The organism is Vibrio sp. zbq_1, from assembly GCF_043102935.1.
In the GTDB taxonomy this organism is placed as follows: Bacteria; Pseudomonadota; Gammaproteobacteria; order Enterobacterales; family Vibrionaceae; genus Vibrio; species Vibrio parahaemolyticus.
The window spans coordinates 142,962-164,061 of the sequence record NZ_JBICJH010000004.1 but is presented as its reverse complement, the minus strand read 5'-3'; the positions used below and the strand labels follow the sequence as shown (position 1 = coordinate 164,061).

General features: G+C 46.9%; 20 protein-coding genes. 6 read left to right on the top strand and 14 right to left on the bottom strand.

Features of this window, described 5'->3' with window-relative positions:
- Positions 1 to 61: 61 nt before the first annotated feature.
- Entirely contained in the window at positions 62 to 2,542 is a 2,481-nt protein-coding gene (locus tag ACF8CV_RS01160; protein WP_155006952.1) for a GH92 family glycosyl hydrolase, read from the top strand.
- A gap of 31 nt (positions 2,543 to 2,573) precedes the next feature.
- Here ACF8CV_RS01160 and ACF8CV_RS01155 read toward each other — a convergent pair whose 3' ends face one another.
- A complete protein-coding gene (locus ACF8CV_RS01155) occupies positions 2,574 to 3,644 on the bottom strand; it encodes a nitronate monooxygenase family protein (protein ID WP_138937828.1) in 1,071 nt (356 codons plus the stop codon).
- 278 nt (positions 3,645 to 3,922) lie between these two features.
- Between ACF8CV_RS01155 and ACF8CV_RS01150 the strand changes: the two genes are divergently transcribed.
- Both ACF8CV_RS01150 and ACF8CV_RS01145 read left to right on the top strand, forming a co-directional pair.
- On the top strand, positions 3,923 to 5,488 hold the full coding sequence (locus ACF8CV_RS01150) for a bifunctional UDP-sugar hydrolase/5'-nucleotidase (protein WP_138937829.1): 1,566 nt from the start codon (positions 3,923 to 3,925) through the stop codon (positions 5,486 to 5,488).
- Between the two features lie 33 nt (positions 5,489 to 5,521).
- Complete coding sequence (locus ACF8CV_RS01145; RefSeq protein WP_138937830.1) at positions 5,522 to 6,964, top strand: hypothetical protein; 1,443 nt, start codon at positions 5,522 to 5,524, stop codon at positions 6,962 to 6,964.
- A gap of 73 nt (positions 6,965 to 7,037) precedes the next feature.
- Here ACF8CV_RS01145 and ACF8CV_RS01140 read toward each other — a convergent pair whose 3' ends face one another.
- Positions 7,038 to 7,574, bottom strand: a complete 537-nt coding sequence (locus tag ACF8CV_RS01140; protein WP_020841781.1) for a TetR/AcrR family transcriptional regulator — start codon at positions 7,572 to 7,574, stop codon at positions 7,038 to 7,040.
- 124 nt (positions 7,575 to 7,698) lie between these two features.
- Here ACF8CV_RS01140 and ACF8CV_RS01135 point away from each other — a divergent pair, with 124 nt between their 5' ends.
- Positions 7,699 to 7,920: a hypothetical protein gene (locus tag ACF8CV_RS01135; RefSeq protein WP_005481464.1), complete on the top strand. Its 222-nt coding sequence runs from the start codon at positions 7,699 to 7,701 to the stop codon at positions 7,918 to 7,920.
- A gap of 100 nt (positions 7,921 to 8,020) precedes the next feature.
- Here the strand turns inward: ACF8CV_RS01135 and ACF8CV_RS01130 are convergent, their stop codons facing one another.
- Both ACF8CV_RS01130 and ACF8CV_RS01125 read right to left on the bottom strand, forming a co-directional pair.
- Positions 8,021 to 8,392: a VOC family protein gene (locus ACF8CV_RS01130; RefSeq protein WP_005395273.1), complete on the bottom strand. Its 372-nt coding sequence runs from the start codon at positions 8,390 to 8,392 to the stop codon at positions 8,021 to 8,023.
- Between the two features lie 59 nt (positions 8,393 to 8,451).
- Positions 8,452 to 9,342: a LysR family transcriptional regulator gene (locus ACF8CV_RS01125; RefSeq protein WP_025571758.1), complete on the bottom strand. Its 891-nt coding sequence runs from the start codon at positions 9,340 to 9,342 to the stop codon at positions 8,452 to 8,454.
- A gap of 109 nt (positions 9,343 to 9,451) precedes the next feature.
- Between ACF8CV_RS01125 and ACF8CV_RS01120 the strand changes: the two genes are divergently transcribed.
- A complete protein-coding gene (locus tag ACF8CV_RS01120; RefSeq protein WP_138937831.1) occupies positions 9,452 to 10,063 on the top strand; it encodes a LysE family translocator in 612 nt (203 codons plus the stop codon).
- 89 nt (positions 10,064 to 10,152) lie between these two features.
- On the opposite strand, the gene ACF8CV_RS01115 is transcribed toward ACF8CV_RS01120, so the two are convergent.
- From ACF8CV_RS01115 to ACF8CV_RS01100, 4 genes are all read right to left on the bottom strand, one after another.
- Positions 10,153 to 11,124, bottom strand: coding sequence for a leukocidin family pore-forming toxin (locus tag ACF8CV_RS01115; protein ID WP_005463923.1), 972 nt, complete (start codon positions 11,122 to 11,124; stop codon positions 10,153 to 10,155).
- A gap of 154 nt (positions 11,125 to 11,278) precedes the next feature.
- Positions 11,279 to 11,488, bottom strand: a complete 210-nt coding sequence (locus ACF8CV_RS01110; protein WP_005464025.1) for a hypothetical protein — start codon at positions 11,486 to 11,488, stop codon at positions 11,279 to 11,281.
- Positions 11,489 to 11,593: 105 nt separating this feature from the next.
- Complete coding sequence (groL, locus tag ACF8CV_RS01105; RefSeq protein WP_025442509.1) at positions 11,594 to 13,192, bottom strand: chaperonin GroEL; 1,599 nt, start codon at positions 13,190 to 13,192, stop codon at positions 11,594 to 11,596.
- Between the two features lie 33 nt (positions 13,193 to 13,225).
- Positions 13,226 to 13,516 carry a co-chaperone GroES gene (locus tag ACF8CV_RS01100; protein WP_005373989.1) on the bottom strand — a complete coding sequence of 97 codons (291 nt, stop codon included), beginning with the start codon at positions 13,514 to 13,516 and terminating at the stop codon, positions 13,226 to 13,228.
- A 259-nt stretch (positions 13,517 to 13,775) separates the two neighbouring features.
- Here ACF8CV_RS01100 and ACF8CV_RS01095 point away from each other — a divergent pair, with 259 nt between their 5' ends.
- A complete protein-coding gene (locus ACF8CV_RS01095; protein WP_005463885.1) occupies positions 13,776 to 14,126 on the top strand; it encodes a rhodanese-like domain-containing protein in 351 nt (116 codons plus the stop codon).
- A 155-nt stretch (positions 14,127 to 14,281) separates the two neighbouring features.
- Here ACF8CV_RS01095 and ACF8CV_RS01090 read toward each other — a convergent pair whose 3' ends face one another.
- From ACF8CV_RS01090 to ACF8CV_RS01065, 6 genes are all read right to left on the bottom strand, one after another.
- On the bottom strand, positions 14,282 to 14,746 hold the full coding sequence (locus tag ACF8CV_RS01090; protein ID WP_138937832.1) for a hypothetical protein: 465 nt from the start codon (positions 14,744 to 14,746) through the stop codon (positions 14,282 to 14,284).
- A 10-nt stretch (positions 14,747 to 14,756) separates the two neighbouring features.
- Complete coding sequence (locus ACF8CV_RS01085; protein ID WP_025508549.1) at positions 14,757 to 16,436, bottom strand: LruC domain-containing protein; 1,680 nt, start codon at positions 16,434 to 16,436, stop codon at positions 14,757 to 14,759.
- A 236-nt stretch (positions 16,437 to 16,672) separates the two neighbouring features.
- Positions 16,673 to 17,074 (bottom strand): GFA family protein, encoded by a 402-nt coding sequence (locus ACF8CV_RS01080; RefSeq protein ID WP_005464047.1) that lies wholly within the window; start codon positions 17,072 to 17,074, stop codon positions 16,673 to 16,675.
- Between the two features lie 235 nt (positions 17,075 to 17,309).
- Positions 17,310 to 17,573 carry a DUF3012 domain-containing protein gene (locus ACF8CV_RS01075; protein ID WP_005481466.1) on the bottom strand — a complete coding sequence of 88 codons (264 nt, stop codon included), beginning with the start codon at positions 17,571 to 17,573 and terminating at the stop codon, positions 17,310 to 17,312.
- Between the two features lie 160 nt (positions 17,574 to 17,733).
- Positions 17,734 to 18,753 carry a type 2 isopentenyl-diphosphate Delta-isomerase gene (gene fni, locus ACF8CV_RS01070; RefSeq protein WP_005481444.1) on the bottom strand — a complete coding sequence of 340 codons (1,020 nt, stop codon included), beginning with the start codon at positions 18,751 to 18,753 and terminating at the stop codon, positions 17,734 to 17,736.
- Positions 18,754 to 18,996: 243 nt separating this feature from the next.
- Positions 18,997 to 20,796 carry a sodium:proton antiporter gene (locus ACF8CV_RS01065; protein WP_138937833.1) on the bottom strand — a complete coding sequence of 600 codons (1,800 nt, stop codon included), beginning with the start codon at positions 20,794 to 20,796 and terminating at the stop codon, positions 18,997 to 18,999.
- Between the last annotated feature and the right edge of the window lie 304 nt (positions 20,797 to 21,100).

The window sequence follows — 21,100 nt, the reverse complement described above, 5'->3', positions numbered from 1 at the left end:
AAGCAGATAGATTAACTCAGTGGCAGGAAGTGATGCGCTTCCTGCCTAAGGAATCAAGATTATGAACTTTACGAAAACCGCTATCGCCACCGCAGTGATTGCAAGTGTTATTGGTTTGGCTGGCTGCAACGATGACGACGATAACACCTCACCAAGCGTCGATACTTCCAACCTAAAATACGTCGACCCATTCATTGGTACCGGCTTTAACGGACACACCTTCCCGGGTCCTGTTGTGCCAGAAGGCATGGTGCAACTGTCTCCAGATACCGAGCTGATCGGCTGGCACTCTTCATCAGGTTACCACTTCGATAAAAAGACCCTGTTTGGCTTCTCCCACACTCACCTATCTGGCACGGGTATGGGCGGCTTAGGTGACATTCTGTTCCTACCGTTTACCGAAGATAAAGCTAAATACATCGAAGACAGCGACGACTACCGCGAAGCGATTTCAGTCAAGATGGACAAAACCTCAGAAGTGGCAGAAGCGGGTTACTACTCGGTGAAAATTGCAGAGAACGGTATCAAAGCTGAGCTTACAGCGTCTGAACGTGTCGGCTTCCACCGCTACACCTACCCACAAGGTCAACCACAACGTCTGAAGATAGACCTCAACTCCATCCTTAACAGTGATTGGGGTTCGACCTCTCTGCGCAACAAACTGACGGTGAGCGAAGACGGTCATACTATCACGGGCGAGCGCGACGCAGCGCACTTCTCTGGTTGGGCGAAAAACCAAAAAATCTTCTTCTATGCGACTTTTGATAAGAAGATCAAAGACGTCTACATCCTTGCCAATGGCGAACCTGTTGACGGCCTAACGGCAGAGCGCGTTTCTGAATTGATTTACGATGACCAAGGTAATGCCATCAAGCGTGTCAAAGCGGACGTCACTGCCTACATCGAATTTGAAGATGAGGGCTCACAAGAGTTGAACGCGCAAGTGGCGTTGTCTGCGGTTGATCCACAAGGTGCAGAAAACAACCACGATGCCGAAGCGAATGTCTCTTTCGATACTGCGCGCAACAACGCACGCGAGAAATGGGCAAAAGCACTCAACTTCTCTATCGAAGGGGGCACAGAAGATCAGAAAGAGATCTTCTACACCGCGCTTTACCACACCAAAATTGCGCCGATTGTGCATCAAGACGTGGATGGTCGATTCCGTGGCATGGGCAAAGGCTCAATTCGTGAAGGCGAAGGGGAATACTCCATCGCTTACGGTCAAGCAACAGAAGAACAGCCAAACTTCTCGGTTTACTCTCTATGGGATACCCAACGTGCATTACACCCATTAAAAACCATCACAGAGCCAACTCGCGCGGTGCAATACGCGAAGAACCTAGTTCAGAAGTACACTGAAAGCGGCTTGCTGCCGAAGTGGGAGCACTTAGGTGACGAAACAGGCACCATGGTTGGCTACCCAGCGGTAGCAGTGATTGCGGATGCGATCACTAAGTTCCCAGAAGAGTTTACTCAGCAAGAGAAAGAGCTGGCACTGAAAGCCGCGATCGACTCTTCGACTTACGACAACTACCCGGCACTGCAAGCCGATTGGGATCAGGGCGTATTGGATCGCACTTTAACCAAGCACATCGACTACATTGAGAAAAACGGCTTCACGCCTGCTATCCAGCGTGTCGATGGTGAACCAGTATTTGAAGACTACACGGTTGAGTCTGTTTCTTACGGTCTAGAAAACGCGTTCTACGATTGGGCTATCGCACAAATTGCCAAAACAGCCGGTGATACTCAAGCGGAAGAGCAATACCTTGAACGCTCAAAAGGCTACAAAAAATACTTCGATTACAACCCAACGGAATACGCAGAACATGGCGTGACGGGCTTTATGCGCCCAGTGATGATTGATGAAACCTTCATGACGCCATTCGACCCATACGGCACAGAACACGAAACAGGCAACTACACCGAAGGTAACGCGTGGCAGTGGACTTGGTTTGTACCGCATGACATCGCGGGCTTAAAAACCATCATGGGTGGCGATGCTGAGTTCCAGAAAAACCTAGAAGCAACCTTCACCGCAGAAAGCCAAGGCACAGAAACACCGGATATGTCTGGTTTGATTGGTCAAGTTGCGTTTGGTAACGAGCCTTCGCACCACATTCCTTACCTATTCAACTGGACCGCAGAACCATGGAAGACGCAACAAGTCGTCGACCACATTCTGGATGACATGTATTTCGCTGCGCCAGAAGGCGTCATTGGTAACGAAGATGTAGGCGCAATGTCCGCTTGGTATGTGATGTCTGCATTAGGCTTCTACCAAGTGAACGCAGCAGAACCTATTTACACTGTGGGTCGTCCGCTATTCGACAAAGCAGTGATTCCGGTTAAAGGGGGCACGTTCACCATCACCACAGAAAACAACGCCGATGACAACATGTACATCAAGTCTGTCACCATCAATGGCAAAGCTTTGGATAACGGTTTCTTCTTCGACCATTCCGAGTTCAAGCCAGGTGGTGAGTTGCACTTCGTGATGACGGGCGATCAATCAGAAGCGATGAAAGCGCCTCAATAACCTTCACTTGAAATGTGTTCCTCAGGCCAAATCAGTCTGAGGAACATAAGCTCAAATCAATCCCTTCCACTAATGACAGTGTCATTTCTGCCGCCGAAACTTCTTTGCAACCCGACGAATTTTGTCCGCACCACAACGGCGTAAATTCATCTCGGTTTTGCTTCTCCATAAGCGCTCTTAACTGAGTCATTTCAATGGAAGCATATGGGAATTTCGGCGCAGACTCACAGATGTAGCCTAGCTCCGACATCGCGCGATTCACAATGCCTCGTGCTGGCCTGCCCGAGAAAACATTAGTCACCGCCGTATGCTGCGCGCGCTCACTGGCAATCGCATATCGATGTAAAGACGAGGTTTTTGCCTCATCACACAACAAATAGGCGCTGCCAACCTGCACAGCACTTGCTCCTAACTTCAGCGCAACTTCAACACCGCTTTTATCGGCAATTCCTCCTGCAGCAATAACAGGTAAATTCACGCGCTTAACGATTTGCGGTAACAACGCCAACAAGCCTAATTGAGTAGATAAATCATCCGATAAAAACATGCCTCGGTGTCCACCAGCCTCCAAGCCTTGAGCGATAATGCCGTCAACGCCTTTTGCTTCCAGCCACAGTGCTTCATCCACAGTGGTCGCTGTCGAAAGGGTCTTCCCTCCCCAGCCTCTAATTCGCGCTAACAAGTCATCGGCAGGCAAACCAAAGTGGAAACTGATCACTGGCGGTGCAAATGGTTCAATCGCGTCAGCAATATCATGACTGAAAGGCATCCTTGTCGGAGCGTTTGGCTGAGCCTGTACGGTTGCACCAACTTCAGCAAAATACGGTTGCAGCGTTTTTTGCCACTCTTCGTGCTTGTTAGCGTCGTATTTCGGCATTTCATGGCAAAAGAAGTTGAGGTTGAACGGTCGATTGGTCGCCTGTTGAATAAGTTGAAGTTCTTTAACGATGGCGTCTTTATTCAGCATTCCACAAGGTAACGAGCCAAGCCCGCCAACATTACTCACTGCAATGGCCATTTGGCTATCTTGCACGCCAGCCATTGGGGCTTGAATAATCGGTAACTCTGTCCCCAAAAGTGCATTAAATGCGTTGTTTTTCATCGTTCTTCCTTGAGTTCATCCAACTGAGTTTTTGTTGTTTTATGCGCGTTTTCACTGATACGCATCAATATGTCCACTATCTCATATCGACTAATTTTTACCCAACTACGTTGTTATTTCTGTGCACTCAACGCCCACTCAAAATGACATTCCGCGTCAATTAGCGATTACTGACATGAATTTATGTGATCCAATTCAATCGCCTGAGTTACGTGCTTTTTTAAAGTTGCTCTGTTTCGCGAAACCTTACTTCTTACTCAACTTTTACCGGATCAACTATGAAGACATTTTCTAAAAAGCCGTTGCTGTATGCGTTAGCGGCGTTCTCTATCGGTGTGTCATTTTCTTCCTTTGCGGAAATTCGCAACGTCACGTTGCTGCACACCAATGACATTGAAAGCGTTTATGAGCCCGTTGACGCATTTTGGAATCCAGACATTAGCCGCATTGGCGGTATTCCTTACCTTGCCACACTGATCAAACAAACCCGCGCGCAAGAGGAGACCAGTTTCTTGTTCGATGCGGGGGACATTTTCACTGGTTCACTCGCGAAAAAAACGCAAGGCAAGCTCTCTTTCGATTTGTACAGTGCGATGGGCTACGACGCGATAACACTCGGTAACCACGAATTTGAATACGGCTGGCAAACCTTGAAAGAGAACATGCCAAGAGCCGCCTACCTCGTGCTCAATGCCAACATCAAGTTTGAGCAAAACAATGCGCCTTTTGCTTCGCCATATACCATTGTTGAACGCGATGGCATTCGTGTCGGTGTGATTGGGGTAATGGGCGTTGATGCCTTCTACAACACTATGTGGAAAGGTAATCGCAAAGGTTTGACTATCGACGATCCAATCAAAACCACTCAGTTCTGGGTTGATAAGATCCGCGACGAAGTGGACATGGTTGTCGTGCTCACACACCAAAATAAAACGGCACCAATGCAAACCGACAAAGAAGCCGATCCCGAAGTGCAACGCGGCTTTGATGAAGATTACGACATGGCAGGCAAGCTAAAAGGGGTTGATGTAATTTTTGGCGGCCACTCTGACCATGGCTTATGGAAGCCTGTCGTGCACCCAAAAACGGGCACAGTTATCGGCCTCACTTTCGGCCAAGGTAAATACTTGGGTTACACTAAATTTGCCGTAGACACCGAAAAGCACGACGTAAAACTACTGGACGGAAAACTGATCCCAGTCGAGTCAGACAAGCTTGAGCGCGACAAGAAAACCAGCGATCTTATCGCCAATGCTCGCAAACAATACCCAGAGCTTGGTCTGCAGTTGGCGACCATTAATGACACGGCGTACCGACGTTATTACCGCGAATCCAACGTAGGCAATTTAGTAGCAGATATGATGCGCGAAGCCGCTAAAGCGGATGTGGGTATGATCAGCTCGGGCAGTATTCGCGTTGACCTTAACAAAGGCCCAGTAACGATGGAAAACGTAATGGATCTTTTCCCATTCACAGATAAACTTTCCGTCGTAAAACTCAACGGCGCACAGCTGAAAGAACTGCTGGAGTACAGCTACACCTTACCTTACGGTCTGGCACAATTCTCCGGTATTGAAGCGCGCTACGACAACGCAAAACCGCAAGGTAAACGCCTGCTCAGCCTGAACGTAAATGGCAAACCAGTGAACGACTCGCAATCATACAAAGTGGCCACTTACTCTTACGCAGCGAGCGGGGGCGACGGTTATCATGTATTTGAAAAAGGCACGTTAGAGTCGCAAGGCGATTCAGTCACCCAAGTATTGATTGACCAATTTAAAGCCAAGAAAGACGTTATCGTTCCGGCGCTGGGTCGCCAAGTGGATGTCAGCGTCAAAGAGTGAGTCTCTGACAAATAACCTCAAAGGATAAGCACCATGACTTTTCGTCGAGAATACAATGGCTGTAAATCATTTGGCTGCCCTAATTGCGGCGTACCTGATCTCAGTTTGTATTCGCGCTCAAATCGGCTTGGCTACGATGCGTGGCATTGCCCTGAGTGTGGTGCTTATCCTCCGGTTTTGATTAACGAGCCGATACTCGCATTGGCTCATCAACTACAACAGCAAACCTTTGAGTTGAAGCTATTGCCTCATTGCGAATGCCGATTACCTGCTTGGCAACGTTACGGGAGAACCGCCGTCGGTAGCCCAAGAGTAAAGTGTCGCTGCTGTCAAAAAACCGCAACGCTGCTGAACCCGAACAAAGAATCCCACACACTCCAACCACTGCTTGATGCTCTATTGGCCGAGGTTTCACCCAAAGATTTACAGTATAAATTGGGCTTGAATCATCGCCGTTTTTCACAATATCTTGAACGTTTGGCAAGTATGCTGGACACTTTTAGTCGCTTATACGAACGTCACTTATCGTTCTCGAATATCCAAACTCGTTCCTTTGTTCAAGTGGCGCGCTCTGGTTTTCGCCACCATGGTCGAGAACAACGTGCAGCGCATATTTGGACACTATGCAGCGCCGATGCCCAAACGGGTTACGTGCTTTTGCTCAGTGACAACGCTTGGTTTCCTCAGACAGAGATGTCAGAGCACGTCATTCCTCAACCGCTTTGGGAGCAAAGTCGTTACCAATTAACGCAGCAAGAAGAAATGCCAAACGAATCAGATGTATTTCTCCAAGCACAGCGCACTTACGACAAAATTCTTAGCCGCAGCCAATTTGACCAACTCGCTTACTGCGATGGTTCGCACGCGAAATCAAAAGAAGTGCTACTCACTCGTCCAGTTTTTGCTGCGCACGCGCACATGCAAAACTTGGCGAAATACTTTGCTAACAAAGTGCCGAAACGCTTTGTCCTCGAACATGAAAGCTTTTTACGAGGGGCAGCGATCACCGCTTTTAACTCCGCCATTAAGCGGGGCACGACGCAACTCTATTATTGCCATATTGGACAAAGAGAGGAAAACCTGAGCTTAAATCATGCAAAGCAAAAGATGAGTTGGTGGGATGAAACATGGAGTCGTGGGAACATCCAAAATCAATATGGGAGTTGGCAAGTGGGGATGGGGTGGCTGACTCAAAAAAGCGCAAGACCATCGGAATCAATAGACGAATTAATCCCGACACACCCGAATTGGAGCAGCGAGTTTTGGAACCGTTATACCCAATGGTTACCACCAAGCTACGCTGCCCACTTGAGTTTGCAGCGCATTAAACAGTGGCAAGCGATTTATCGATTTCTCTATAACTACTCAGCCATGCAATCACCACCAAAAGTTGGGGTGGATGAGCTCGACCTGTCTCGCGTCGATAGCATAGCCGAATCAATCAACCGCTCGGTAAACGCTCCTGTACACCGTTGAACGCTCGAACAAGAAGGCTTCATCAAAACCGATATTGTTTGAAATGCTGGATCTAAGATTCGACTTTTAGCCATTAGCCAAGTGATTTAATGGGAATGATTTGCTGAAACTTAGCATGAAGATCTGTAAGCGCGGCTTCAACATCCGGTTCTGCTCGGCTTAAATGTGCGATTAGCGTCATGAAGTAGCAGTCAAAAATCAACGGCATTTTGTCTTCAAGAACAGAACTTACGCTCGCAGATTGAAACAAAGCTTGGTTAAACGACTGGTAATAATCCAAATCCCAAATCACCTCTTTCAACAAGGCTCGGCTCAACTCGACGTTCGCAAAATAGTAGCGATAGTATTTCTCCGTCAGCGCCAAACCAATGTCGATAGCTGTCTTACCTTCCACACTGACTAGCGTCTCTTGGCTGATCTGTTGCAGTTGCGTCAGCATCCCTTCGCGCAAAATCGACAGTTTGGTCGGGAAGTGGCTGAATACCGTACCATCGGCGACTCCTGCTTCTCTCGCAATCTGCCTTGTGGTCGTCATGTCATAGCCATTCTGAGCAAAAGATGCCCACGCGGCTTTTAGGATTTTGTCTCTGGTTTGTTGTCGCTTCGTCATTGATGTATCTGCTTAATGAGCCTGAAAGGATCATACCTTGAGCGGCTGACATTGACAAATTGAGCGCGCTCAATTATAAAAAATGAGCACGCTCAATTTCATATAAAAACAAAAGGAATCGCTCATGTACGTATTAAACAAACTAGGCCAAGGATTGATTTTCTTGCCGACCATATTCTGCTTTTCTTATATTTTAAGACCAATATTGATGGTGATTCTCATACCAGGTGGACTCGCACTTTTGGCGTTAATCGGTGGGGCAGAAGTCAGAGCAGAACTCAAAGCCATGCTGCTTGAGGAGCTTTTTGGGGTCAGTCCATCACACACCACCTCTAAAAAGGCGTGAGTGCGCGAGAAACGTTGGCAAGGTTAAGCAAAAACAAAACGCGCAGGTATCGAGATCTCAATACCTGCGCGATATAGATGTGGTGAAAAGAGGACTGGCGTTAATCAGTATTCATGTTCTGACCGATTCGCCATAAAACGCCACTAGGGTCAAACAAACAACATTCGCGCATACCCCAAGGTTGCTCGACCAGCTCAGTTAAACGCGAACCAAATTCCTCATGGCCTACTTTGGATAAGTGCTGATGCCAGCTTTCTGCGTCTTCTACGAGCAAATGCATCATGAAGTTGTTGCCGTGTTCTGGCTCATAAAAATTCTGTAAAAGAAACGCGCAACTGCCTTGAGAGAAGTACGCCACATCACCGAAGTCTGACGCCATATCAAAGCCTATCGCCTCATAAAAACGTTTTGAGAGCGCGTAATCTTTCGCTGGAACAAATGATTTGATTTCAACAATATTGAGGTTTTCCATTTCCAATTTCCTAAGCCCTTTTCCATCAAACTGACTGACGTAATCACGCTCTACGCCTTCTATTCGCCTTGCGTATTTTGCTGCGATGGTAGTGGTACACACTCTACCATTTGCGTTTGTAACCACGTGATGAATTTATGTTCGAGTTCTGTACGCTTTTTATCTTGGCTCAATAAAACATAATTGCAACCTGATAGCACAAAACCAAATGGCGCGACCAAATTACCGCGCTTAATATCGTCCATAACAAAAGGATACGATCCCATCGCCGCGCCTAAGCCATCCACCGCGGCTTGTATGCAAAAATAAAAATGCGCAAATGATTGCTGAGTGTTGCCGTTGAAGGTTTCACAACGTGTTGATTGCTGCCAATCCGCCCAAGCATGCGGTCTAGTTTGGCTATTCAACAATCGAACTGCATCCAAATCGTCTTGAATGGATTGCCAATACTCAGGAGAAAATACTGGCCCCACCCACTCTTCCACAAGAATAGTTTTGTTGTAATCGTGCTGCTGAGCAAAATCGTCTCGACGAATCGCCATCGAAAGCCCTGTCGATCCTAATGTTACCGGGCCTCCAGCCGTCGACAAACGAACATCAGCACGGTGTTCATCATTAAACGCAGCAAGCCTTGGCATCAACCAACGCATGGTTAATGTCGGTTCACAAGACACTTCAAGATGCTGATGCTTTTCTTGAATGAGTGTATTCACGCCTGTTTCTAGCGTTTGGAATGCCGTTTTTGTGTATGTCTTGAGTAATTCACCTTCTGCCGTCAACACGGCTTTCCTGCCCTCTTTCAAAAACAAAGGTTGCGACAGATATTGCTCAAGTTGCTTGATCTGCTTACTCACGGCTCCGTGGGTGATGTTCAGTTTGTCAGCCGCTTCAGTGTAGCTTGAAGAGCTCGCCGCAACGTGGAAGACATAGAAAGATTTTAGGTGACGCATCTGTGAGTTTTTCTCACCAATATGGGAATATTTTTCGATTATAGTCAGTAACAAAGACGCCTACAATTCCGCTACATCACAGACTTCATCATTCAAACAGGAAACCGATATGGAATTTGTAACTCTTGCGCTATTGGGGGTACTTATTGTTATTAGCCCTGGTGCAGACTTTGTTTTGGTATTAAGAAATAGCTTAAATCAAGGACGAGAAGCTGGCGTGTACAGTGCGATTGGTATCAGTATGGCGATAAGCATCCACATCGCTTACTCCATGCTGGGGATCAGTTACTTAATTTCACAAAATGAATGGTTATTTAATCTCGTGCGCTATCTTGGGGCTGCTTATCTTGTCTACCTTGGGATTAAAGGAATATTCTTCTCGCAGCCTGCGCCAAACTCAGAAACCATTCAACAGAGCGAGTATTCAATGTGGCGATTTTTCCTGCAGGGATTTCTGTGTAATATACTCAATCCTAAGACGATGCTGTTTTTTCTGAGTATTTTTAGCCAAGTGATTTCTCCCGATTCTAGTCAGCAACATATCGCCTTGTTTTACGGGATTTATATGATTGCGCTGCACGGTATTTGGTTTTCTATCGTTGCAGTTTTATTCACGTCCCCCCAATTACAAGCCTTCTTGTTGAAGATTAAGCATCGACTCAATCAAGCATGTGGGGCGGGTTTGGTCATTTTCGGCGCGATGCTGGGCTTAAAGGCTTAATACGTTTGCGGTCAGAGTTTGAACACAAAAAATGCGGCTACTGGAGCCGCATTACAATCCACAAACCTTAGGTCTGATAAGTGAAACGTTTATTGAGTGATAACGGTGAGCTTATCCCAATCAATCGTGAAGCGAATTTGCGCCTCAGTGTAGTGGCTCGTTGTGCCTTGATCGTACCAGTTACACGCATTGCGAGAGAAACCTTCGTCAACTTCTTTCATGCCCGCTCGTGCAATCATCTCCGTTTTGGGCTCTTCTCCGCGCTCAAATTCTGGTGTGAACACGTACTGGAATTTCGGTTTGAAGCCGTAGATCAGACGCGGCAAGTTCTCTTCTGGTAATAGGTTTTCGTTTGAACAACCTGTGTAGTGGTAAACACCCGCCCATTTACCGTAGTACTGGTAGTCGTTGGTGTAAATCTGGCTAAGAGAGGTGGTCCACTTAACGCCCATACCGCGTTCCATGGAAGCCTTTGGTTTGGCTGCGGTGACGTAATCCTTACTCGAGTAACGAGACGTATAAGCCACACCGAGATCGGTCGTCAACGAGCCAGAAAAACTTGGTGCCGAGCCCGGTGTTGCAGTCGCGGTTAAGCCGATAGACGGTGCAACCGTGGTTGTCGATACCGAAACATCATTGGCTTCGTTTTGCGGTGAGTAATCCTCACTAAATACAGGCGTGCCACCAGCTTGATAGATGCTGTAATCGAACGCAACTGGGTAGTTTTGAGTAAAACGGTCAACAATCGCTGCATCAAAAGTGTGTTTTACACCCGGCTTACCTGGTACATAACCATTCCCTAGAGTGATCACGCGAGCCGCTTTTTTGTCGTTCTTTGAGTTATGGAATAACTCAACCAGTAACTTCATCTGCACGCGGCTACCACGAAACTCGTACGGGAAAAGCTCAGGCTCGCTTTGCATCACGACTTCATAACTTTTCTTCACGTAACCTTCTAGCGCGATGTTATCAATCAAGACACTTTCTACAACCTTGTTATCAGAAGCAGCAGCAGTAGCGGAAATCCCTAACATTAGGGGAAGCAGTATTTTCTTATTCATTATTTTATTACCTTACTTGGGAACAGTCCCAAACCAAGCTAACATATTGAATACACTGCATCAACGTGACGAAAACGATTCACATTATCAATAGTTTGACCTACACCCAGAAATGAAAAAAAACAGCCAACTTACGTTGGCTGTTTCGATGCAGTTAATGAATGACCCGAGCGTCCCCTTTAAGTAACTGAGACAGATCGATAGTGAATATCGTCACTGTCGGACGTTTAGGCAGAGCATTTTCGATCGAAAACTCTGGCCCAGCTGGAACGAGGGGGAAGTGAATAGCAGTCGGCCACGTTGACGAAGCTTCATTACCGCCCGGCTCAGATATTGAGAAAGAAAACGCAGGCAAACGGGTCATAACACTTACCTCAAATGACTGATTCGCGGGCTCAAGCGAGCCCGCTTAGGTTTTGCAATGTTATTGTTGTTTTAACGCTTACTTAATCACTAACGATTGATAACGTTAGATATCAAGTTCTTTGTCTTCAACGTGGTTGGTGATCATCGCTTCAGTGGTGATCATCAAGCCAGCAACAGACGCTGCGAATTGAAGCGCTGAGCGTGTTACTTTCGCAGGGTCCAAGATACCCATTTCGATCATGTTGCCGTATTCACCTTTCGCAGCGTTGTAACCGTAATCGGCATCACCCGCTTTGACAGCATTCGCCACAACTGAAGCTTCGTCACCTGCGTTGGTTGCGATTTGACGAAGAGGCTCTTCCATAGCACGTAGCGCAACTCGGATACCCACGTTTTGGTCATCGTTGTCGCCTTTTAAATCCGCCAATTCTTTCGCGATCTTAGTTAGAGCAACACCACCACCAGCAACAATACCTTCTTCAACCGCTGCGCGAGTAGCGTGTAGCGCATCATCCACGCGGTCTTTCTTCTCTTTCATCTCAACTTCGGTTGCAGCGCCGATCTTGATCACCGCTACGCCGCCAGAAAGCTTCGCAACACGTTGTTGAAGCTTGTCTTTATCGTATTGAGAGGTGGTTGTTTCGATTTGTTTTTCAATCGAAGCCACACGATCAGCAATCGCGCTTGCTTCTGCTGCGCCACCCACGATGGTTGTTGTGTCTTTGGTGATGGTCACTTTCTTCGCGCTACCTAGTTGCTCTAGCGTTGCTTTTTCAAGCTCTAGGCCGATTTCTTCAGAGATGACCGTACCTGCGGTTAGTACCGCAATGTCTTCCATCATCGCTTTACGGTTGTCACCAAAACCAGGTGCTTTCACCGCCGTCGCACGCACGATGCCACGCATGTTGTTCACAACCAATGTCGCTAGCGCTTCACCTTCGATGTCTTCAGCAATGATCAATAGCGAGCGAGAAGATTTCGCCACTTCTTCTAGCACTGGCAATAGCTCGCGGATGCTGCTGACTTTTTTGTCCACCAATAGGATGTAAGGGTTGTCTAGCTCTACGCTGCCATTTTCTTGGTTAGTGATGAAGTATGGCGACAAGTAACCGCGGTCGAATTGCATACCTTCAACCACAGACAATTCGTTGTCTAGACCTTGGCCTTCTTCCACCGTAATCACGCCATTGCGACCCACTTTTTCCATCGCTTCTGCAATGATTTCACCAATCGCGCGATCGCTGTTTGCAGAAATGCTACCCACTTGGGTGATGGATTCTTTGTCGCTGCATGGCTTAGACATTTCACGTAGTTTCTCAACCGCCGCTTCAGTGGCTTTGTCGATACCACGTTTTAGGTCCATTGGGTTCATGCCAGAGGCTACCGCTTTAAGACCTTCATTGATGAAAGATTGCGCCAGTACGGTAGCCGTCGTTGTACCGTCACCCGCTTCATCATTCGCTTTGGACGCCACTTGTTTCACCATTTGTGCGCCCATGTTTTCGAACTTGTCTTTCAGTTCGATTTCTTTCGCTACAGACACACCATCTTTAGTGATCGTTGGCGCGCCGTAAGATTTATCAAGCACAACGTTGCGGCCTTTAGGGCCTAGTGTCACTTTTACTGCATCCGCCAGTAAGTTCACACCTTTCAGCATTTTTTGACGTGCGTCATTAGCAAATAATACGTCTTTTGCAGCCATAATTATCTCCTCAAAAAACTACTACAAAAATAATTACTCAACGATTGCTAACACATCAGATTCGGACAGAATCAAGTATTCTGCGCCGTCAATTTTCTCGGTTTTCACGCCGTAACCGTCATTGAAAATGATTTGGTCGCCCACTTTGACTTCCATCGCTGCGCGTTCACCATTTTCAAGGCGTTTACCTAAACCAACAGCAATGACTTTCCCGCGGTTTGATTTTTTCACCGACTGAGAAGTTAAAACGATTCCCCCTTCAGATTTATTTTCCACCTCTTGTCTTTCAACAATTAGCTTGTCATTTAAAGGACGAATTTTCATTTGAAGTGCCTCCTACTTAGAACCAAAAATAAAAGACATAGTTTGAACATAAAGATGGATTAACGAGTCGTCTGCTCGTTTTCGATGAAAATAATAAGGTCGAAAAATTGGAGTTCAAGGGGGAAATTCAATAAAAATTTTTTATCGAACTAAATAAAGTTCTCTATCAAAAATTCTCATTCACCATCCGTCATAATGAGTCTATGATGGAGGCTATTTTACGCAGTAGCACACATAGTTTGATAAGGATGACGAAAGAATGAAAAAGGCAATTTCTCTGTTTCTTGCAACGCTGAGCTTAGGGTTGCTCGCTCCTAACGTAGCGGCTTCTGAACGCGCGGAACAAGGATGGCTACTGATAGAACAAGGCGCAATGATCGTCGATGTGCGCACTCCGCAAGAGTTCTCTGAGGGGCATTTAGACAATGCGGTGAATTTCCCTCTATCTGAGCTTGATAAACATTTTAAAGACGTCAAAAAAGATCAATTGATTGTGCTGTATTGTCGCAGTGGTAACCGCTCGGGCCAAGCCTATCAATATTTGCAATCGCAAGGGTTCACAAATCTGCACAATGCAGGCGGCCTGGAAGAGTTGCAAAACGCCCAATAATCCCTCGTTTTGTTACTACATGACCCGTTTTTTCATCTAGAAAAACAGAGCGCGTTGCTGATTAGCGACAACGCGCTCTACGACTCCCCCTAGTTTTATGTACGTTGCTCAACTCCTTTTAAGCACACGCTCCCCATTATTCGCAAAGTCCGGCTCTAAAAATCAATGTGGTAGTTGTTATTGGAATTGTATAGCGCAATCGACCAATTTTGCTCAGACTCTTGCGCACTCATCGGCACCCATTGCGCATAAAGATGTGTCCAGTTGCCATTCACTTCGAGCTCTACGTCACCCGCCATGTTTGGATACAACGTCGTGATACGAGATGTCGGGTCGGCAATCACATCGCCATTTACGGTGGTATACGCCGCTTTCGAATACAAGTGCAACGCCCCCTCGGTCGAACCGGTATAATTCACAGACAAGGTAATTTTTTCACCAATATCGAATGAGAAGTCTCGTTCCGCCACGATGTCAGCCGTATTGTCGAGAACCTGAACCGATGGCGTCGGTGTTGGTGCCGGAGGCGTAGTTGAGCCACCACCTCCACCGCCGCCTCCACAAGCTACGGTTAATGCCGAAATCAACGTCGTCATAAGCAGTGTTGTAGAATGTTTCATGTCAGGCTCCTTACTGCTGAGTTGCAGGAATTACTTTGTTAGCGGTTGAGGCTTGGTACCACGTTGTTTCTGACTCGCCACTGCTGGTTACCCAAGTTGGGAAATCGGGATACGCTTTACTGATGTCGACGTTTTCAATCGGATGATCCCACTCGTCACGAATGTTGATCGCCCACGGCATGTTGTTGTTCGTCAAGAATGACTCAGCACCGCCGGAGTTATCATCATGCAGGTTGAAAAAAGAGTTATTCATCTCACTGGTTCCCGCAAAGGACTTGAAGTGCGTTTGCCAACTCATACCCGGAGGTGTGGCAGTAAAATCACCGTGATACGAGTCTTTCGAAGCAAAGATGAATGAGTCGTAAGGCGGATAGCCAACTTGCTCACGTGAAACAGGCGTCGATAGCTCAACGGTGAGCTGATAATTCAGAACATCTGACGTTTGCTGACTCACACACGCGGTTTGAGTGCGATAAAAAGTACAATTGCTGTCTAACTCACCCAATGCTTCTAAGTCTTTGCGCAAGTTTTCTGAGATCACAAGCACCGCCTCACCGCCAGATTGCACCACTTGATGAGTGACGGGTTCGCCATTTCGAGTCAACACGGTCGACGCAATATTGGCAGGGTTAACATTTGGTAGATGAACCGCAAAACCGTTGGAGAACCCAGCTCCCATCGCCTGTAAGGTGTAATCGAATGTAATGTTTTTGATTTCACGCTGACCATTTAGCAGTTCGGTAACGCGATAACGCCACACCACATCGTTGAAATCGTAGTCGCCCATTAGCGGCCAGCGATCTTCAAACGCCATCGTCGCGTACGTGTCTGAGCTTGGATAAACCGAAGTCACCGTCACTTCTGGGTTGTTTTCTTGCACCAATGGCTCGTATTTCGAGTCCGTCGAACCATCAGTGTTGACGCCATCAATGGCGGTGAATGGGCTCACTTCGACAGTAAACAGCAAGTCATTGAAATCATTGTCGCCATCAGGGCGATAAATATCTTCAAAACCTAGCACTAAGAACTCGTTTTGCGTATCGATAAAAGCCACGTTATGACGACGATTTTCTGAAGTCGACTCTGGGTTTAGATTGGAATAGCTGTAAAATGGCGTGCCCCAACTGCCAAGGCTGGCAATGTTATTGTATGAGCCAGACCAGCCCCAACCATTCGGAATAATGAAGAACGCGAGCGTTTGACCAGCAGTGAGCTGCACATTCAGGTCGATAGTGTCACCTTCTTCCATCTCGCCATCTGGCGCTTTCGATGTATTAGGGAAAATGATCACATGCGCTGCGATTTCATCTTTATTGGTCGGCGGGTTATTGGTATCAAAAACAAAATAACCGAGCGTATTTCGATACCCAGCCCCTTCATTCAAAAAAGTGACTTTTGCGGTTGCGAACTCCGCGCCATTCAACTCTTCATCGATATCAATGCTGGAATAACGTTCTGGCGCAATAAAGGCGCTGTTGACGAGTGTGCCCTCTGGCAACATGGAGTAAACGTTACTAAGCACATCTTGCGGCAAGGTTTCTGCGACCGAATAGGTATTAACGGGTTTACCTTTAGCTGAATAATTTGAACTGTCACTACCAGATTCAAAGGTAAAGTCGCTGGTCATAAGCGCACTGGCTGAAAATGATAAGCAGCAGCCAGAAAGCGCGATTAGTTTCCCTGTTCTCATAATGTTCCCCTTCTTTAACCGGACGTTGGTCATATGCAAGAAGGAGCAATTATGGTGCCTAATTTAAATTATTTATCTAACAAAGAGTTATGATGACAAGGGTGTTTTTTGTCATTTTGAGAATGAACATGACAAGCGAAGTAGAAGTCTGGATAGTTCAGAAAATGTGCTCGTGTGCAGTGGAATTTTAATCCGCGAGGCGTTGATATTCGCCCCGCGATAACAACGGATTTTCTCTAAAGTTTTGGCCCTGCCTCAAACTGGGTCAGGTTGTCGGTTATTTCTAACCACGGCGCTTTTGACGCCACGAAAATATGAAAGCTTGGTTTGTGAGATGGGGCATCATCCAATACACCTAAGCGAATATTGACGATTCCGTTATTCTTTTTCGAATACAAACTTGAGCCGCAATGGCGACAAAAACATAGCTCGGTATTTTCACTTTTCTGATAAGTTTGAATATCCTCTTTCCCTTGAATAATGAGCAACTTATCTAGAGCAATGCCGCCCGCCGATGAATAGTCAGAGCCAGTAAATTTTCGACATTCAGAGCAATGGCAGTTGCCCATGTATTTGAATTCATCCGCCACTTCGAGTTTTACCTTGCCACACAGACATGAGCCTTTGAGTACTTCCATTTGAGTCCCTTTTTTATTATGAACCTACGTGAGGTTGGTGATGGTCTCGTCACCATGCCACCACAAGACGACAAATTAAAGACGGGTAACGCAGGTTTTCAAAAATGAAACGAAAATGTAAAACGGGCTTTTCGGATACAAAAACACCAAGCAAGATGCTTGGTGTTTTCTTAATATTTTGTTTAACCACGCCATCGCTCTTCATAAGAGACATCGTGTTAAGCAAGTTCAGTGCTTAGAAAATGCAATGCTTAGTAAAGCTGGTTGCTTCGTTTGCTGTCCAGTCACCTTTTGGCTTGTCTTTCAAGCTCTCACACCATTGCTCGCTGCCAACACCATCTTGAAGAACACAGTGCTTTGCAAAATCGACGGCATTGTCTGCTGTCCATTCTGTTTTTGGCTTATCGCGCATGTCGTTACACCAGCCTTCGGTGCCCACTTCATCGCTACAAGCAGTTAAAGCAGACACAGCTAACATCAGCATGACTAGTTTTTTCATAAATTCAGGTTCCAGTTGCAAACAATTAAATACCCATCACTTCGACAAGCGTTGTTCATCAAAGTGACTTTTGTATCAACTATAACGAAATTATCAGTCTACGTGTTAAGACACCGAAAATTTATTGAGCGACGCTGTGATAATCACACCATATCTGGTCTTACAGACGACGTGCTTTAGTTAACGCGTTCACCTTCGCCGATCCAGTGCCAAAGCAGGCCAAACGCAGCTCTAACGCCATTTGTTCAAAATGATCGACCACCAACTGCGTGCTGATGGTCGCAGCTTTTAATACTGCACCAGCTTGACCTACGAGGTTCGCGCCTAAATGAATCGCTTTCGCCGCCTCAAGTCCATTGTGGATACCACCAGAGGCGATCAAAGGCAATTTAGGATGCTGCGCACGTATTTGAGCCAAGCACGTAGCCGTCGGGATACCCCAATCACGGAAAAGCTCTGCTGCGCGCTGCATGTGAGGGTTGTCTTGGCAATACCCTTCAACAGCACTCCAACTTGTGCCACCAGCGCCCGCGACGTCAATTGCATCCACGCCCGCATCAACCAGTCGCTGCGCCACGTCACCGCTAATACCAAAGCCCACTTCTTTGATGATGATAGGAACGTTAACGCGTGGCTTTAGTTGCTCAATAGCGTGCAATACACCAATCCAATTGTGATCGCCGTTTTTCTGAAACGCTTCTTGCATCGGATTAACGTGCACAAACAAGGCATCTGCTTGAATCGCCTCAACCGCACGTTGCGCGTTATCCAATTTGCCTTTGTCACGCAGTTGAGCAGCTCCTAAGTTTGAGTACAGCGGCACACCTTTCGCGAGTTCACGGATGGTTTTACCCAAGCCAGAGTGCTGGCTTTCTTCTAAGCTGATCCGCTGAGAGCCCACACCCATCGCGATACCTAACTCGCTTGCGGCTTCAGCTAAGCGGCAGTTGATCGTTTCGGCGTCTCTCGCTCCCCCCGTCATGGAGCTGATCAAAAACGGCAGCGCCAATCGATGGCCAAGAAACTCAGTCGATAAATCGATAGTGTTGAAGTCACATTCTGGCAGCGCACAATGTTCAAACTCGACAGACTCAAAACCCGCCGTTTTCTTTTTCATGCTCATGTCATGATGTAAAACAGCGTCTAAATGTAAGTCTTTTCGGTTAGTTTGTGGAGCCATAATGTCACCCTAAAGTAAAACAGTCGCGCAGTATTGCCATCCTTATCAGTAACGTCAATGCGAATTTTCTGAAATAGGCGCATTGCATTTCCGAAACCAGCAATGAATCGTTATTTACTCTGAAATTATAGGAAGAGAAACCCACCCTCTCGTTTAAAACGATAACGGCGAGTTACTCCCTAAGCTTGGATAACAAACGGATAGGATGCCAACTTAAAGGCGGTGAAATAGATGTTTTGCGTTCTATTGTGCGCTTTCAGGCAGAATTAGCGACACAATGGTACTTGTCGTACTTGGCGCAAACTGATCCGGATCATCACAGAATTGGATTTTGCCTTTGTCTTCGACATTAAACAGCGGGATCACCAAATTGGTTTTGTGATGTTCCAAATAATCTTGGTAAGTGAAGTTCTCACTCAGTTTAGTGTGCTTGATTTCCGCGCCTCGGCTTAACAGGCTCGCTAGCTGGGTGTAACTAACATTGCCCCCCATCAACAGCTTGCCGTGATACTCCTGAGCAACAGAGTGCTTCTCACTGCCGTTTCCATTCGTCTTCACTTTTTGCAGACAATGCACTTTATCTTCGCCGAACTCATCGACAAATTGCATACAAGCCATGATGTTGAAGTGTTGATCTGGCGTGAGTGCGACCACTTGACCAATGCCAATCATGTTCAGGTTGTCATCCGCATGGCTAGAAATCGGGTTACCGTAATAATAATCCAGGCCCATCATACGAACTTGGCTGATGTACTCCCAGTTTGAGTCCGTCATCAATACACGTCGATCATAACGCGCTAACGCTTGGCCAATTTCACGTGCGACTCGGTTCGCCCCAATAAGTAGGAAGCCTCTCGGCGCAGGTTCGGCGACACCCAATGCAATCGCCATAGGGCGAGCAGTGGCACTTTGTAATACCACCGTACCGATGATCACCATAAAGGTCATTGGCACCAGTAAGCTTGCTCCATCGACTCCGTATTCGATCAACTTAATCGCAAACAGAGAAGAAATCGACGCAGCAACAATACCGCGTGGTGCAACCCAAGACAAAAAGAGCTTGTCTTTAAGGTTCAAGTTGCTGCGCATCGTAGAAAGAAAAATCGATAACGGGCGCGACACCAACTGCATAAAGACAAACAGCAGCAACGCACCACTGCCCAGCGCTGCAAAATCATCCAAGCTGATTCGAGCCGCAAGGAAGATGAACAAGCCAGTGATCAACAAAATGGTCAAGTGCTCTTTAAAATGCAGAATTTGCTGAATGTTGATGTCTTTCGCGTTGGCAAGCCACATACCCATCACGGTAACGGTTAATAACCCCGCTTCAGATTCGATGTGGTTAGAGACCGAAAATACGCCCAGTACCACCATTAAAACCGCAAAAGGCTGCAAGTATTCCGGCAACCACGCTCGACGCAATACCGTCGCTACGGCTGCACCAGACACCACACCTAAAATGACACCTACGGCAATGATGGTGCCAAAGACTTCCATGCTGTTTACGGCGCTGTGCGACACGATAAACTCATACACCATCACCACAAACAGCGCACCAAGAGGGTCGATTAAGATCCCTTCCCAGCGCAAAATATTGGCAAGTGTACTGTTAGGCCTTACCGTCCGAAGCAGCGGCACGATAACTGTCGGCCCCGTGACGACGGTTAAGCTGCCGAACAACATTGCGAGCTCCCAAGTAAAACCAAGGAAATAGTGTGTCGCAACACTGGTTGCCGCCCACGAGATGATCGCCCCGATGGAAACAATGCTCCATACCGACCCACTCACGCCACGAATTTCTTTAAAATTTAAGGTCAAACTGCCTTCAAATAAAATGACTGCCACCGCTAATGAGACCAACGGAAAGAGCAAATTTCCCAAAATTTCATCGGGTTTGAGCCATTGCATAAATGGCCCGACAATGAGGCCAGCCAACAGCAAAAACAAAATGGCTGGCAAGCGCAGCCGCCAAGCTAACCACTGACAGCCCAAACCAATGACCCCTACCGCTGACAGCACCAGCGCTTCATTACCCACTTGCATCTATCGTCACCTATTTTTATCGTTGTTTTAGCGTCACAGCGCTAGGATGCGTTGACCCTTAGAATTATGAATATAGTTTATACCCAGTGACTTAGCGGCGATGTGTGCCGAAAAGTCGTCCAGAAACTGCATCAAGACTTGCGTCATTCTCGCAGTTCCCCTCAGAGCAAGGTAAAGTGGGTACAAAATTTCACGCGGAACCTAGCATCATAAAACGCTCAGGCATAGAGCATGAACTAAGCTTTAGTGTACGTACTCAAAGTTAAGAATCATCTATCGTGTGAGACAAACGACCAAGGATAGG